The organism is Halomonas sp. I5-271120, from assembly GCF_030553075.1.
Taxonomy (GTDB): Bacteria; Pseudomonadota; Gammaproteobacteria; order Pseudomonadales; family Halomonadaceae; genus Onishia; species Onishia taeanensis_A.
In genome coordinates, this window is sequence record NZ_CP130701.1 from 834437 (window position 1) to 847292 (window position 12856).

14 protein-coding genes are annotated in these 12856 nt (G+C 64.4%); 5 read left to right on the plus strand and 9 right to left on the minus strand.

Going from position 1 to position 12856, the window contains the following annotated elements:
• The first annotated feature begins 244 nt into the window (after positions 1-244).
• The 4 genes from Q2K57_RS03650 (at position 245) to preA (ending at position 5428) form a co-directional block, all read left to right on the plus strand.
• A complete protein-coding gene (locus Q2K57_RS03650) occupies positions 245-1111 on the plus strand; it encodes a nitrilase-related carbon-nitrogen hydrolase (protein WP_112054052.1) in 867 nt (288 codons plus the stop codon).
• Between the two features lie 93 nt (positions 1112-1204).
• The gene (gene hydA / locus Q2K57_RS03655) at positions 1205-2647 is read left to right on the plus strand and encodes a dihydropyrimidinase (RefSeq protein ID WP_112054051.1); all 1443 of its coding nucleotides are present in this window, start codon (positions 1205-1207) and stop codon (positions 2645-2647) included.
• An 85-nt stretch (positions 2648-2732) separates the two neighbouring features.
• Positions 2733-4130, plus strand: coding sequence for an NAD(P)-dependent oxidoreductase (locus Q2K57_RS03660; RefSeq protein WP_181463033.1), 1398 nt, complete (start codon positions 2733-2735; stop codon positions 4128-4130).
• Positions 4130-5428, plus strand: a complete 1299-nt coding sequence (gene preA / locus Q2K57_RS03665; RefSeq protein WP_112054050.1) for an NAD-dependent dihydropyrimidine dehydrogenase subunit PreA — start codon at positions 4130-4132, stop codon at positions 5426-5428. Before Q2K57_RS03660 ends, preA begins: the two co-directional genes overlap by 1 nt.
• Before the next feature lie 145 nt (positions 5429-5573).
• Here preA and Q2K57_RS03670 read toward each other — a convergent pair whose 3' ends face one another.
• Positions 5574-6194 carry a TetR/AcrR family transcriptional regulator gene (locus Q2K57_RS03670; RefSeq protein WP_112054049.1) on the minus strand — a complete coding sequence of 207 codons (621 nt, stop codon included), beginning with the start codon at positions 6192-6194 and terminating at the stop codon, positions 5574-5576.
• 338 nt (positions 6195-6532) lie between these two features.
• On the opposite strand from Q2K57_RS03670, the gene Q2K57_RS03675 reads away from it, so the two are divergent.
• Positions 6533-7012, plus strand: a complete 480-nt coding sequence (locus Q2K57_RS03675; RefSeq protein ID WP_112054048.1) for a peroxiredoxin — start codon at positions 6533-6535, stop codon at positions 7010-7012.
• Positions 7013-7121: 109 nt separating this feature from the next.
• Here the strand turns inward: Q2K57_RS03675 and Q2K57_RS03680 are convergent, their stop codons facing one another.
• From Q2K57_RS03680 to Q2K57_RS03715, 8 genes are all read right to left on the minus strand, one after another.
• The gene (locus tag Q2K57_RS03680; protein ID WP_112054047.1) at positions 7122-8027 is read right to left on the minus strand and encodes a F0F1 ATP synthase subunit gamma; all 906 of its coding nucleotides are present in this window, start codon (positions 8025-8027) and stop codon (positions 7122-7124) included.
• Complete coding sequence (locus Q2K57_RS03685) at positions 8024-9670, minus strand: alternate F1F0 ATPase, F1 subunit alpha (protein ID WP_112054046.1); 1647 nt, start codon at positions 9668-9670, stop codon at positions 8024-8026. Before Q2K57_RS03685 ends, Q2K57_RS03680 begins: the two co-directional genes overlap by 4 nt.
• Positions 9667-10485, minus strand: a complete 819-nt coding sequence (locus Q2K57_RS03690) for a F0F1 ATP synthase subunit delta (protein ID WP_112054045.1) — start codon at positions 10483-10485, stop codon at positions 9667-9669. The genes Q2K57_RS03685 and Q2K57_RS03690 overlap by 4 nt, the downstream gene beginning before the upstream one ends.
• Positions 10486-10488: 3 nt before the next feature.
• A complete protein-coding gene (locus Q2K57_RS03695) occupies positions 10489-10770 on the minus strand; it encodes a F0F1 ATP synthase subunit C (RefSeq protein WP_112054044.1) in 282 nt (93 codons plus the stop codon).
• A 100-nt stretch (positions 10771-10870) separates the two neighbouring features.
• Positions 10871-11584: a F0F1 ATP synthase subunit A gene (locus Q2K57_RS03700; protein ID WP_112054043.1), complete on the minus strand. Its 714-nt coding sequence runs from the start codon at positions 11582-11584 to the stop codon at positions 10871-10873.
• Positions 11568-11954 (minus strand): ATP synthase subunit I, encoded by a 387-nt coding sequence (locus tag Q2K57_RS03705; RefSeq protein WP_220086240.1) that lies wholly within the window; start codon positions 11952-11954, stop codon positions 11568-11570. Before Q2K57_RS03705 ends, Q2K57_RS03700 begins: the two co-directional genes overlap by 17 nt.
• Positions 11947-12351, minus strand: coding sequence for an AtpZ/AtpI family protein (locus Q2K57_RS03710; RefSeq protein ID WP_112054042.1), 405 nt, complete (start codon positions 12349-12351; stop codon positions 11947-11949). Before Q2K57_RS03710 ends, Q2K57_RS03705 begins: the two co-directional genes overlap by 8 nt.
• Positions 12344-12766, minus strand: coding sequence for a F0F1 ATP synthase subunit epsilon (locus tag Q2K57_RS03715; protein WP_258395994.1), 423 nt, complete (start codon positions 12764-12766; stop codon positions 12344-12346). The genes Q2K57_RS03710 and Q2K57_RS03715 overlap by 8 nt, the downstream gene beginning before the upstream one ends.
• Between the last annotated feature and the right edge of the window lie 90 nt (positions 12767-12856).

Genomic DNA, 12856 nt, shown 5'->3' on the forward strand with positions numbered 1-12856 from the left:
CGAGTAAGATGCTGTTTTTAAAAAAATAAAAACCTTTGTCGTCAAGAAGAACCACAAATGTGCGGCCGTAACACCAAAATGGAGAAAGCATTTTATTTCAGATAGTTAGGCATGCCTTGATGCCGATAACCTCATTGCAAAAAGTGCTTGCAAGGTCGACTCATCAGGGTCTAGTTTTTTCTTAACCTGACTCGATAGTCAGTTTTTAAAAACCACAACAACAAGACCAGATGAGGATCATGCGATGGAAAAGGTGAAGATCGGCGTCATCCAGATGGGCCTGAAGACCGGTACCGACCTCGACCCTGCGGCGATTCGCGACGCCATGAACGAGGCGCACCTGCCGCTGATCGAGCAGGCCGCCGAACAGGGCGTTCAGGTGCTGTGTTTCCAAGAGGTGTTCAACCAGCCCTACTTCTGCCCCAGCCAGGACAAGAAGTGGTACGACGCCGCCGAGCGTGTCCCCGAGGGGCCGACCTGCCAGATGATGCAGAAGCTCGCCGCCAAGCATCGCATGGTCATCATCGTGCCGATCTACGAGGAGACGGTGACCGGCATCTACTACAACACCGCTGCGGTCTTCGATGCCGATGGCAGCTACCTGGGCAAGTACCACAAGACCCATATCCCCCAAGTGGCCGGTTTCTGGGAGAAGTTCTACTTCAAGCCGGGCCACTCGAACTGGCCGGTGTTCGACACCGCCTACGGCAAGATCGGCGTCTATATCTGCTACGACCGTCACTTCCCCGAAGGCTGGCGCGCCCTGGCCCTCAACGGCGCCGAAATCATCTTCAATCCCAGCGCCACCGTCGCCGGCCTCTCCCAGTATCTGTGGGAGCTCGAGCAACCCGCCTCCGCTGCCGCCAACGGCTGCTTCATCGCCGCCATCAACCGGGTCGGCACCGAAGCGCCCTGGAACATCGGCGAGTTCTACGGCAGCTCCTACATCGCCAACCCCCGCGGCGAGATCGAGGCCCAGGCCAGCGCCAAGGATGACGAACTGCTCGTCCACGAGGTCGACCTGGCCATGGTCCGCGAGATCCGCAACAACTGGCAGTTCTTCCGCGACCGCCGCCCCGAGACCTACACCCGTCTGACCGACGGCGAGTAAGCCCGACCTGCCGCCCAAGCGGCGGCAGGCCACTGCCTGCGAGCCCCCAACAGCAGGCAAGACTCTTCGGACAACACCTAGGGAGCAGCGACCATGACGCTTTTGATCCGTGGCGGCACCGTCGTCACCCATGACGAAACCTTCCGCGCCGACGTCCTGTGCGTCGACGGCCATATCGCCGCCGTCGGCCTCGACCTCGAGGTTCCGGCCGGTGCCGAGATCATCGACGCCGAAGGCCAGTACGTGATGCCCGGCGGCATCGACCCGCACACCCATATGCAACTGCCCTTCATGGGCACCGTGGCCAGCGAGGACTTCTACACCGGCACTGCGGCGGGACTCGCCGGCGGCACCACCACCATCATCGACTTCGTGATCCCGAGCCCCGGCCAGTCGCTGATGGAGGCCTTCGAGACCTGGCGCGGCTGGGCCGACAAGGCCGCCGCCGACTACGCCTTCCACGTCGCCATCACCTGGTGGGACGACAGCGTGCGCGAGGACATGGGCACCCTGGTCCACGAGCACGGCGTGAACAGCTTCAAGCACTTCATGGCCTACAAGAACGCCATCATGGCCACCGACGACATCCTGGTGGAAAGCTTCACCCGCTGCCTCGAACTCGGCGCCGTGCCCACCGTGCATGCCGAGAACGGCGAACTGGTCTATCACCTGCAGCAGAAGCTGCTCGCTCAGGGCCTCACCGGCCCCGAGGCCCATCCGCTGTCCAGGCCGCCGCAGGTCGAGGGGGAAGCCGCCAGCCGCGCGATCCGCATCGCCGGCACCCTAGGTGCCCCGATCTACGTGGTGCACGTCTCCTGCAAGGACTCACTGGACGAGATCACCTACGCCCGCCAGCAGGGCCAGGCGGTCTACGGCGAGTGCCTGGCCGGCCATCTGGTGATCGATGACAGCGTCTATCGCAACAAGGACTGGGGCACTGCGGCTGCCTACGTGATGAGCCCGCCCTTCCGCAGCAAGGTGCACCAGGATGCTCTATGGAAGGGACTGCAGTCTGGCAACCTGCAGACCACCGCCACCGACCACTGTTGCTTCTGCGCCGAGCAGAAAGCCATGGGCAAGGAGGACTTCACCAAGATTCCCAACGGCACCGCCGGCATCGAAGACCGCATGGCCGTGCTGTGGGACGAGGGCGTCAACTCAGGCCGGCTCTCGCTTCAGGAATTCGTGGCCCTGACCTCCACCAACGCCGCCAAGATCTTCAACCTCTACCCACGCAAGGGTGCGGTGCGGGTCGGTGCCGATGCCGACCTGGTGGTCTGGGATCCCAAGGGCACGCGCACCATCTCGGCCAAGACTCACCACCAGAACATCGACTTCAACATCTTCGAGGGCAAGACGGTCACCGGCATCCCGCGCCACACCGTCAGCCAGGGCAAGTGGGTATGGCGCGACGGCGAGCTGCACGCCGAACGCGGCGCCGGCCGCTACCTCGAGCGTCCGGCCTACCCCGGCGTCTACGACGTGCTCCAGCGTCGCGCCGAGGTGAACGCGCCCACCGCCGTCGAACGCGATTGAGGCTTTACCCGCAAAAGCACACCAATGCCCCTCGCGCCCACCTGACCGGCGCGAGGGGCCCATAACAACAACCAAGGTGATCACCGTGACCCATTCACACCCTCTCAGCCACCTGCCTCACGCCGCAGACAGCCGTGACGCCGGCGCGGCCCTGGAGGCGGGCTTCAGCGACCTGCATCCGCCGCTGACCTCGCGCCAGGCCATCATCGAGAGCCAGCGCTGCCTGTACTGTTATGACGCGCCCTGCATCCAGGCCTGCCCCTCGGACATCGACATCCCGCGCTTCATCCGCGAGATCAGCGAGGACAATATCAACGGCGCCGCCCAAACCATTCTCGAGCAGAATATCCTCGGCGGCAGCTGCGCCCGGGTCTGTCCCACCGAGATCCTCTGTGAGCAGAGCTGCGTGCGCAATCATCACGAGGAGTGCCAACCGGTACTGATCGGCCTACTGCAGCGCCACGCCATCGACCACATGGACTTCGACGGCCATCCCTTTACCCGCGCCGCCGACACCGGCAAGCATATCGCCGTAGTGGGCGCTGGTCCGGCAGGCCTTTCCTGCGCCCATCGCCTGGCGACGCACGGCCATCGGGTGACCATCTTCGAGGCCGAGCCCAAGCCCGGCGGGCTCAACGAATACGGCATCGCCCGCTACAAACTCACCGACGATTACGCCCAGCGGGAGATCGATTTCCTGCTCGAGATCGGCGGCATCGAAATTCGCCATGGCCAGCGCCTGGGCGACAACCTGAGCCTCGAAGCGCTTCAGGCCGAGCATGACGCCGTTTTCCTGGGCCTGGGCCTCGGCGCCAGCCGGCGACTCGGCCTGACCGGTGAAGAGGCGTCGGGCGTAGCGACGCCCGGATTGATGCCAGCCACCGAGTACATCCGGGAGCTGCGCCAGGTCAGCGATCTCGGTGAACTGCCGCTGGCCAAGCGATGCGTAGTGATCGGCGCCGGCAATACCGCCATCGATATGGCAGTGCAAATGGCGCGCCTGGGTGCCGATGACGTCACCCTGGTCTACCGCCGCGGCGTCGAGGCCATGTCGGCCACCGGACACGAGCAGGACATCGCCCGGGCCAACGGGGTTCGCATCGTCACCTGGGCGACGCCCGACGAGATACTGCTGGATGATCAGGGCCGGGTGGCCGGCATGCGCTTCGCGCGCACCCAGGAGCAGGATGGCCGCCTGGTCAACACCGGCGAGACCCTGGAGCTTGCCGCCGATGCGGTCTTCACGGCCATCGGCCAGACCTTCGCCGCGGACAGCCTGAGCGATACCCGCGCCGCGCGGCTGGAGCCCGAGGTCGACAGGATTCACGTCGATGGCCAGTTGCGCACCAGCCTGCCCGGCGTTTATGCCGGCGGTGACTGCGTGGCGCCGGGACAGGACCTCACCGTACAGGCCGTGCAGCACGGCAAGCTGGCCGCCCAGGCCATTCACCAGGACCTCATGGCCCGTCAGGAGGTGGCGTAATGAAGGCGTCAGCGAAGAAACCCCAGGTCGACCTGAGCATCGAATTCGCCGGCATCAAGTCGCCCAACCCCTTCTGGCTGGCCTCAGCGCCGCCCACCGACAAGGCCTACAACGTCGAGCGCGCCTTCGAGGCCGGCTGGGGCGGCGTCGTTTGGAAGACCCTCGGCGAGGACCCGGCACCGGTCAATGTCTCGTCGCGCTATTCCGCGCACTTCGGCCACAACCGTGAGGTGCTGGGCTTCAACAACATCGAACTGATCACCGACCGCAGCCTCGAGATCAACCTGCGCGAGATCACCGAGGTCAAGAAACGCTGGCCGGATCGGGCGATGATCGTCTCGATCATGGTGCCCTGCGTCGAAGAGAGCTGGAGGGCGATCCTGCCCCGAGTCGAGGCCACCGGCGCCGACGGCATCGAGCTCAACCTGGGCTGCCCACACGGCATGCCCGAGCGCGGCATGGGCGCGGCGGTGGGTCAGAACCCCGAGCTGATCGAGCGGGTCACCCGCTGGTGCAAGACCTACTCGAGCCTGCCGGTGATCGTCAAGCTGACCCCCAACATCACCGACATCCGCGAGCCCGCCAAGGCCGCGCTGCGCGGCGGCGCCGATGCGGTGTCGCTGATCAACACCATCAACTCGATCACCTCGATTGATCTCGACCAGATGGTGGCCAAACCCACCGTGGGCCACCAGAGCACCCACGGCGGCTACTGCGGCTCGGCGGTCAAGCCGATCGCCATGAACATGGTCGCCGAGATCGCCCGCGACCCGGCCACCCGGGATCTGCCGATCTGCGGCATTGGTGGCATTTCCAACTGGCGCGACGCCGCCGAGTTCATGGCCCTGGGTGCCGGTGCGGTTCAGGTGTGCACCGCCGCCATGCTGCACGGCTTTCGCATCGTCGAGGAGATGAAGGACGGCCTGGCTCGCTGGATGGAGGAAAAGGGGTACGCGAACCTGGAGGCGTTTTCGGGTAAGGCGGTGGCCAAAACCACCGACTGGAAGTATCTCGACATGAACTTCCAGACCATCGCCCACATCGACCAGGACATGTGTATCCAATGCGGGCGCTGCTATATCGCCTGCGAGGATACCTCCCACCAGTCGATCGCCCAACTGATCGAGAAGAGCGGCGCACGACGCTACGAGGTCATCGAAGACGAGTGCGTGGGCTGCAACCTGTGTCAGATCACCTGCCCGGTGCAAGACTGCATCACCATGGTGCCGCAGCAGAACGATAAGCCCTACCTGAGTTGGAATGAGGACCCGCGTAATCCCTTCCGCGCCGCCGGTTGAGGATGGCACTTCAATAAGGTGGTGTTTGAGTCAATTCCAGATCACTCTCGCGCCACTCTATCTCAACCTCTCTTGTTACACTCTCTTATCATTATATCGCCACCCCGGGTTTGCCCGGGGTGGCGTTTTTCTGGTCAATGGACTCTCAGGACGACAGGCCGATCCCGCGCAAGATGATGCTGGTTACCGACTGCACGGCGCGCTCGAACTGCAGGTCATCCAGCGGCGCATCATCGTTGAGCAGGCAGATCTGATAGTCGAAATCGGCGTAATGCTGGGTAGAGGCCCAGATCATGTACAGCAGGTAAGATGGATCGACCGGCAGAATCTGTTCTGCCTCGATCCAGGTGCGGATCTTGGCCTCCTTGAGCTTGGCCCACTCGTAGAGGTGCTCACGCAGGCAGTCCCCGAGCACCGGCGCGCCCTGCATCACCTCGGCGGCCCATACCTTGGAGCCCGCGGCACGATTACGGGAATGAGCCATCTTGGCGCGAATGTAGGTCGAGAGCACCACTCTCGGGTCATCATAGAGTTCGAAGCACAGCGCATCCTGCTTCCAGACCTCAAGCAGCCCCAGCAATACCTCGCGGTAAAGCTCCTCCTTGGTGGAGAAGTAATAGTGCACGTTGGACTTAGGGATCTCGGCCAGCTCGGCAATCTCGACCACCGACGCTCCCGCATAGCCCTTCTCGGCGAAGACCCGCTCTGCCGCCAGCAGGATGTTCTCGACATTACGGCGTCGAATGCCGCCCTTGCGCTTGTCCATGCCGCCCTCTCGGTCCGATGAAACTCCTTGAAACGAAGGAGTATCCTAGCATTGTACAAGCCTTGTCGACCGGCCAATGCACCACGTCGCGAAACGCCACTAGGCTGGCGATACTTGGTCATGCGGGCGCCACATAAATTGGCAAGAATTGGCGAGAGTAGGCGAGCGGCCAGCATCTCACTTCGCTCTACCCAAGCTGAGATAAGCTGCCGGTAAACCGCTCGCCCTGAACGTTGGGCATGTCTTGTGGTTTTCCCCTCTGCGACGCCCTTGCTAGAGTGAGGGTTCACGGCCTGCCCCCTGCTGGCCGTGCCATTTCCCAAGAGAGGAAGCGCCGCATGAGTATTTCCGTAGGCGACAGGATCCCCGACGTCACTATCAAGACCAACGGCGCCAATGGCCCGGAAGACATCGCCCTGGGCGAGCTCTTTGCCGGCAAGAAGGTGGTGCTGTTCGCCGTTCCCGGTGCCTTCACCCCGGGCTGCTCCAACACCCACATGCCCGGCTTCGTGATCAAGGCCGACGACATCTTCGCTAAGGGCGTGGACACCATCGCCTGCATGGCGGTCAACGACGCCTTCGTGATGGATGCCTGGCAGAAAGACCAGAACGCCCAGCAAATCACGATGCTCGCCGATGGCAACGCCGAGTTCGCCCGTGCCCTGGGCCTCGACATGGATGTAAGCGCTGGCGGCATGGGTACTCGCAGCAAGCGCTTTGCGCTGATTGCCAACGACGGCGTGGTGGAATACCTGGGCGTCGACGCCAAGGGCGTTGACGAGAGCAGCGCCGATACCGTACTGGGGAAGCTCGGCTGACACAGCCCCCTGCCAACGCCACGGGTAGGTGCTCGGCATCGTCCCGTGGCCTCACACTACGCCCTGTTGACGCTCCTGGCGGCCTCTGCGCTCAAGGCGCCACAATCCTCTAGCGCTGAGACTCAAAGCCTGAGATGACATCAAAAAGCTCGGCATCAATCGAGCTCTGACGCAGGCGATGCAGGGTGCCGTGAAGCGTCTCCAGCAGTTCATCGATATTGCGATCGGCGCGCTCCATCGCCGCCAGCCGGCTGGCGTTCTCGCTGGCAAGCGACTCGGCACAGGCCTGGTACAGCGAAATGAACAGGTATTCATGGATCAGCCCACGCAGGGTGACGCTGCCCTGGCAGAGCACCTCGGGCAGGTTGTGGGTCGGCCAGGGAATGCTGGACAGGCGCTGCTGCCAGGCTGCATCGAGGGGCAGCAGGCGTTGGTGGGTCGGCTCATAGAGCGAGCCCCGCTTGGGTCTGTTGTGGAAGACGTAAAAGACGCCGGCATCGCGGTGGGCGTCACTTTCAAGCTGGATCTGCCCGACCAGGGGCGCGATACCCTCCACCGAGCCCGGCACGCCGAACTGTCCGGCCGGCTCGAGCCCCGCATCGGCCAGCCGGGCGTACACCCGCTCGCCCACCGCCCACACCTCCGGCGTACCCGGCAATGCGCCGAGCACACGACACGCCTCGTCGGCCACCAGGTCGTTGAACTGGCCCACCAGGCCCTGATCGGAGCCGAACACCACGGCACTGACCGGCCCCGTTGGCGTGCCAACGCCTGAGCTAGAACCAGCCGCAGTCTCGGGGCTGTCTCTCTCTATCGCCGCGGTTGCCAGGGCCGCCTCGCGAAAGCAGGCCGAAAGTCCCAGCTCCACGGTGCGGGTGTAGTCGGCAAGGGCCGTCACCGCATGCTCATACTGGCCGATACTCGAGGCCGCCAGCGCCTTCATGGTCTGCACCACCGACTGCAGATCGCCGGCACTGTCGATCTTGCGGCGCAGGCTGGCCATGGTCTCGATCATGACGCCCCCTCCTTGGCGACGGCCGCCGCATCGTCGGCGACCGGCTGAAACGGAGACAGCGCCTGGCGGGCCACGTCGAGTATCGCCTGACGGTCTTCATCGCTCAGGGTGTCGGCACTTGTGAAGCGCTCGCATACCGCCTCGGGCAGCGTCGCGGCCGCATCGTGCAGGGCCTGCTCGGCGGCCGGCATCTTCTCGAGGGGCAGCGAGTCGAACAGCCCTTCGCCGAGCGCCAGCAGCAGGGTGATCTGCGCTGGCACCGCAACCGGCGCAAAGGCCGGCTGCTTGAGACAGGCGCGAATGCGTCGGCCATGTTCCAGCACCTGTCGCGTAGCCTCGTCGAGGCGGGCGCCGAAGCGCACGAAGGTCTCGAGCTCCTCGAACTGGGCGTAGGCCAGTTTTAGATCACCGGCCGCCACCCGATAGGCGGCCCGCTGGGCCTTGCCACCGACCCGCGACACCGACTGACCGATGTCCACCGCCGGCAGCACGCCGAGCTCGAACAGCGTCGGTGACAGGTAGATCTGGCCATCTGTGATCGAGATCAGGTTGGTGGGAATGTAGGCGGCAATGTTCTGGGCCTCGGTTTCGATGATCGGCAGGGCGGTGAGCGAGCCGCCGCCCAGTTCCTCGCGTAGATGGGTGGCGCGCTCCAGAAGCCGCGAGTGGATGTAGAAGATATCGCCGGGGAAAGCCTCGCGACCCGGCGGGCGGCGCAGCAACAGCGACAGTTCGCGATAGGCGCGGGCATGCTGGGTAAGATCGTCATAGACGATCAGCACATCGCGGCCGGCCTCCATGAAATGCTCGGCGATGCTGGTCGCCGCATAGGGCGCAATATAAGAAAGCCCTGGCGGCTGATTGCCCTCGGTGACCACCACCACGGTATAGGCAAGCGCTCCCTTTTCGCGCAGCACGGCCACCGCCTTGGCCACCGCCGAAGCCCGCTGGCCGATCGCGCAGTAGACGCAGACCACGTCCTGACCTCGCTGGTTGAGGATGGCGTCCAGCGCGATGGCGGTCTTGCCGGTCTGCCGGTCACCCAGAATCAGCTCGCGCTGGCCGCGGCCGATCGGGATCAGCGCATCGATGACCTTGAGGCCGGTCTGCAGCGGCACGCTGACCCGGGCGCGATCCATGATCGCCGTCGCCGGCCGCTCGATGGGCAGGCGCTCATCGGTGGCAAGCGCACCTTGACCGTCCAGCGCGCGCCCCAGCGGGTCGATGATGCGCCCAAGCAAGCCCTCGCCCACCGCCACATCCACCACCCGGCCGGTGCGCTCGACGTCATCACCGGCCTCCAGTTGCCAGTAGTTGCCCAGCAGCACCACCCCAATGTCGTCTTCGTCGATGTTGAAGGCAATGCCGTAGATCTCGCCGGGAAAGCGCAATAGTTCCTCGAAGCCGACGTTGGGCAGGCCCGCGACCCGGGCGATGCCGGTGGATACGCTGGTGACGATGCCCACCTCGCGGGTCGACAGCGAAAAAGGCGTATTCTCTCGCGTATGGCGCAGGTCGGCGAAAGCCTCGATGAAGACGGCCTCGAGACTCGCCGGCTGCTCGGGCGCGACGTCACCAGGACCAGACGCCTTCCCGGCGTCAGACTCGCTTTGGGTGCCGATACCGGGGCTCTCATCCTTCATGACGCGGCGTCCGGCGTGATCCTGTCCTTGAGGAGCGCGGCGACGGCCTGCTCCTGGGCGTCGAGATAGCCCTCGAGGCTCCAGGCAAGCTGCTGGCCGTTGACGGTGAGCTCGATGCCGCTGATCACCTCCGGCGCCACCTTGAACTCGAGACGACTGCTGGTTGCCAGGTCCTCAGGGGTAAACTCAGCGGGAAAGCGCCGAGTGAGAGCCTCGCGAATCGCCGCCCGCTGGGCGTCGGGCAGGGGAAAGGCGCTACGCACCCTGACTGACGAGGCGTCCTTGGACGGCGCACTCTCGAGCGCCGCAGCGAAGCGCTGCTCGGTGTCCTCGTCCATCTCGTCGAGGCGTTTGAGGAGCACCGCGACCAGGCGCGCTTCCAGGCCCTCATCGGCCATGTCACTCAGCGCCTGGCGCGTCATCGCAAACACCTCGTCCTGGGTCTGGCGTCGCAGCGTCTGGTTAAGCCGCTCGGCCTCGGTGCGCAGCGCATTCTGACGCTGATCGCGCATGTCATCGGCCGCCTGCCGGGCCTCCTCGAGCAGCCGCGTACGTTCGGTCGCCGCCTCTTCGCTTGCCGTAGCCATCAGCGCCGTGCGCTGAGCCTCGAGCTCGGCATTGCTTGCCTTGAAGCGCTCGCGCTCCTCATCGGCCTTGGCCTGCCGGGCATCGGCATCGGCCAGGGTCGCAGCGATCCGGCTCTCCCGGGCGTCAATGGCATTCAGGATCGGCTGATAGAGGAATCGCTTCATCAGCCACACCAGAATGGCAAAATTGAGCAGCTGGGCCAGCACGGTGAACCAGTCGATGATCATGGCTCAGGACCCCGAGCCCAGCGTGATGACGTGATTCCAGAAGGGGTTGGCGAAGATCAGGATCATCGAGACCACGAAGCAGTAGATGGCGGTGGACTCGATCATGGCCAGGCCAACGAACAGGGTGCGGGTAATGGTGGCGGAGGCATCCGGCTGCTGGGCCAGTGACGTCAGGGCCGTCGCGACCGCCCTTCCCTCGCTGAACGCCGGCCCCATGGTGCCAAAGCCGGTGGTGATGCCGGCGGTGAAGATCGAGATCACCGCGATAAGCGTCATGCTGTCCATAGAAGTCTCCAAGAGGCGTATTGATCCGTAGCGAGGCGCATTGCAGAAAAGCGATGAGACGCGAAAAACAGCGAGGCCCGTTTAGGCATAGCCGCGACTATCACGGCGGGATCTCGCCGCCAGCCGGCGCGGCGGCCTTGAGCTCGGGCTTTCGCGTGCGGGTGGCCGCCGCGATGTAGACGGTGGCCAGGATGCTGAAGATATACGCCTGCACCATGCCGGTGAGTAGGCCCAGCAGGTTCATGATGACCGGGAACAGGAAGGGCGTGATGGAGAGCAGAATGGCGATGATCAGGGTGCCGCTCATCATGTTGCCGAACAGGCGCACCGCCAGTGCCAGGGTCCGCGACAGCTCGCTGATGATGTTGAAGGGCAGCATCACCACCGTCGGCTGCGTGTAGGAGCGCAGATAGCCGCCGAGGCCCTGCTCGGCAATACCGAAGAATGGCACCGCCACGAAAACCGTCAGCGCCAGGGCCACGGTGGTCGACAGCGAGCCGGTCGGCGGCTCATAGCCGGGGAGGATCGTGGCGAGGCTCGCCGCGGCCACGAACAGGAAGAGGGTGCCGATGAAGCCAATATAATGACGCGGCTGATCGAGGCCCACGTCGCGGATCTGGGCGATGATGCCGGTGACGATGATTTCCAGCAGGTTCTGCCAGCGCGAACGCTGATGGCCACTCGACAGCCGGCGGGTAATCAGCCAGGCGCCGACCACCAGCACCAGCATCAGCCCCCAGGTGTAGAGGATGGTGGCATTGAGCTTGAGCATGCCGAACTGCCAGAAAATGATCTCATCAGGGCTCAGGCGCATGGCGCACCTCCTGTGCCGGGGTGGCTTCCTCCGGGGCGGCCTCCACTGGGACGACATCCGCTGAGCGAGGCCTGCGGGTGAGCCAGGTGACCGCCACACGAGCGATCAGAAAACCCACCAGGCAGGCCAGCAGCCGCGGCCACTGATCGCCGGCCACCAGATAGAAACCATAGAGCGTCACCGCCAGGCGCACTGCGAGGCTCGCCAGAAACCACCGTGCCGGCCGCGTCGAGACGAGCCCGCGGCGAACGGTCCAGTAGAGCCCACCGAAGAAGAAGGCGCCAAGCGCCAGGCCCGCCAGCCCCGCCGGTGCCCAGGTCAACAACGCCTCGTAAACTATCGGGCCAACCCCGTTGAATCGCTCAGTCACGCCGGTGCTCCTCGTTATTGCCCGATGGGGTCTTGGCCTCTGTCTTGGTCTTGGGCTCGTCCCCATCGCCGTTGCGCTGCGCGTCGTGGATGGCCCGGTCTTCCTTGGACACCCAGTGCCAGGCATTCCAGCAGCCGATCACCAACCCGATCAGCAAAAGCGTCAATGTCCAGGACGGTGGCCCCGGATGACGCTTGTCGAGCCATACTCCGATCATCGCGCCAAGCAGGGTCGGCACCACCACCGACCAGCCGATCAGCCCCATCATGCCGAGCCCGAACCAGACGCCCTGGCCGCTGTGACGGCGCGCCTTGAGCTTACGCGCCGCCTTGGCCCCGACCTGCTCGGAGAGGCTCGGCTTGTCCTTATCGCTCCCCCGCTTCGGTGCGTCAGTCATGTTCGAAGCCTGCGAAGCGCTTGAGAAAGCCGCTTTCCAGCTTGGCCATCACCGAGCGCACCCGTTTTTCCTGCTCGTCCACACTGAGGAAGGCCTGCTCGACCGCCGCATGCAGTTCACCGAGATCGTGGCCCACCAGCGCCCTGCGAACCGATACCAGCACCTGGTACCCGGCCTTGACCAATACCCCTTCGTCCACCGCGACATAGCGCTCACCGTCGGCGGCGGTCTCGTAGATCAGAATGCCCGGCGTGAGCGCGGCCACACAGTCGAGCCGCCGGGGCAGCAGGCCGACATAGCCTTCGACGGTCTCGGCCACGACCCGCGACACTCCTCCGGTTTCGACGAACACCTGAAACGGCAGCAGCACCTTGAGGGTCATCAGCGCATCAGGCGTCGTCGCTTGAGTCGACATGTCCGGCCTCCTGCTGGCTCGCTTTCTCCTTACTCGTGGGCGCGTTACGCGCTTCCTCTTCGCTGGACCTGGTTTCTTCGGTGGCCTTAG

Bases quoted from the DNA above. Each gene is read 5' to 3' on its own strand.
- Q2K57_RS03680 (WP_112054047.1), bottom strand. From the start codon at position 8,027: ATGATCGAGACCATGGCCAGCCTGCGCCGCAAGATCGACAGTGCCGGC.
- Q2K57_RS03715 (WP_258395994.1), bottom strand. From the start codon at position 12,766: ATGTCGACTCAAGCGACGACGCCTGATGCGCTGATGACCCTCAAGGTG.
- Q2K57_RS03675 (WP_112054048.1), top strand. From the start codon at position 6,533: ATGAGTATTTCCGTAGGCGACAGGATCCCCGACGTCACTATCAAGACC.
- Q2K57_RS03650 (WP_112054052.1), top strand. From the start codon at position 245: ATGGAAAAGGTGAAGATCGGCGTCATCCAGATGGGCCTGAAGACCGGT.
- Q2K57_RS03700 (WP_112054043.1), bottom strand. From the start codon at position 11,584: ATGCGCCTGAGCCCTGATGAGATCATTTTCTGGCAGTTCGGCATGCTC.
- Q2K57_RS03685 (WP_112054046.1), bottom strand. From the start codon at position 9,670: ATGAAGGATGAGAGCCCCGGTATCGGCACCCAAAGCGAGTCTGACGCC.
- Q2K57_RS03695 (WP_112054044.1), bottom strand. From the start codon at position 10,770: ATGGACAGCATGACGCTTATCGCGGTGATCTCGATCTTCACCGCCGGC.
- preA (WP_112054050.1), top strand. From the start codon at position 4,130: ATGAAGGCGTCAGCGAAGAAACCCCAGGTCGACCTGAGCATCGAATTC.
- Q2K57_RS03690 (WP_112054045.1), bottom strand. From the start codon at position 10,485: ATGATCATCGACTGGTTCACCGTGCTGGCCCAGCTGCTCAATTTTGCC.
- Q2K57_RS03670 (WP_112054049.1), bottom strand. From the start codon at position 6,194: ATGGACAAGCGCAAGGGCGGCATTCGACGCCGTAATGTCGAGAACATC.
- Q2K57_RS03710 (WP_112054042.1), bottom strand. From the start codon at position 12,351: ATGACTGACGCACCGAAGCGGGGGAGCGATAAGGACAAGCCGAGCCTC.
- hydA (WP_112054051.1), top strand. From the start codon at position 1,205: ATGACGCTTTTGATCCGTGGCGGCACCGTCGTCACCCATGACGAAACC.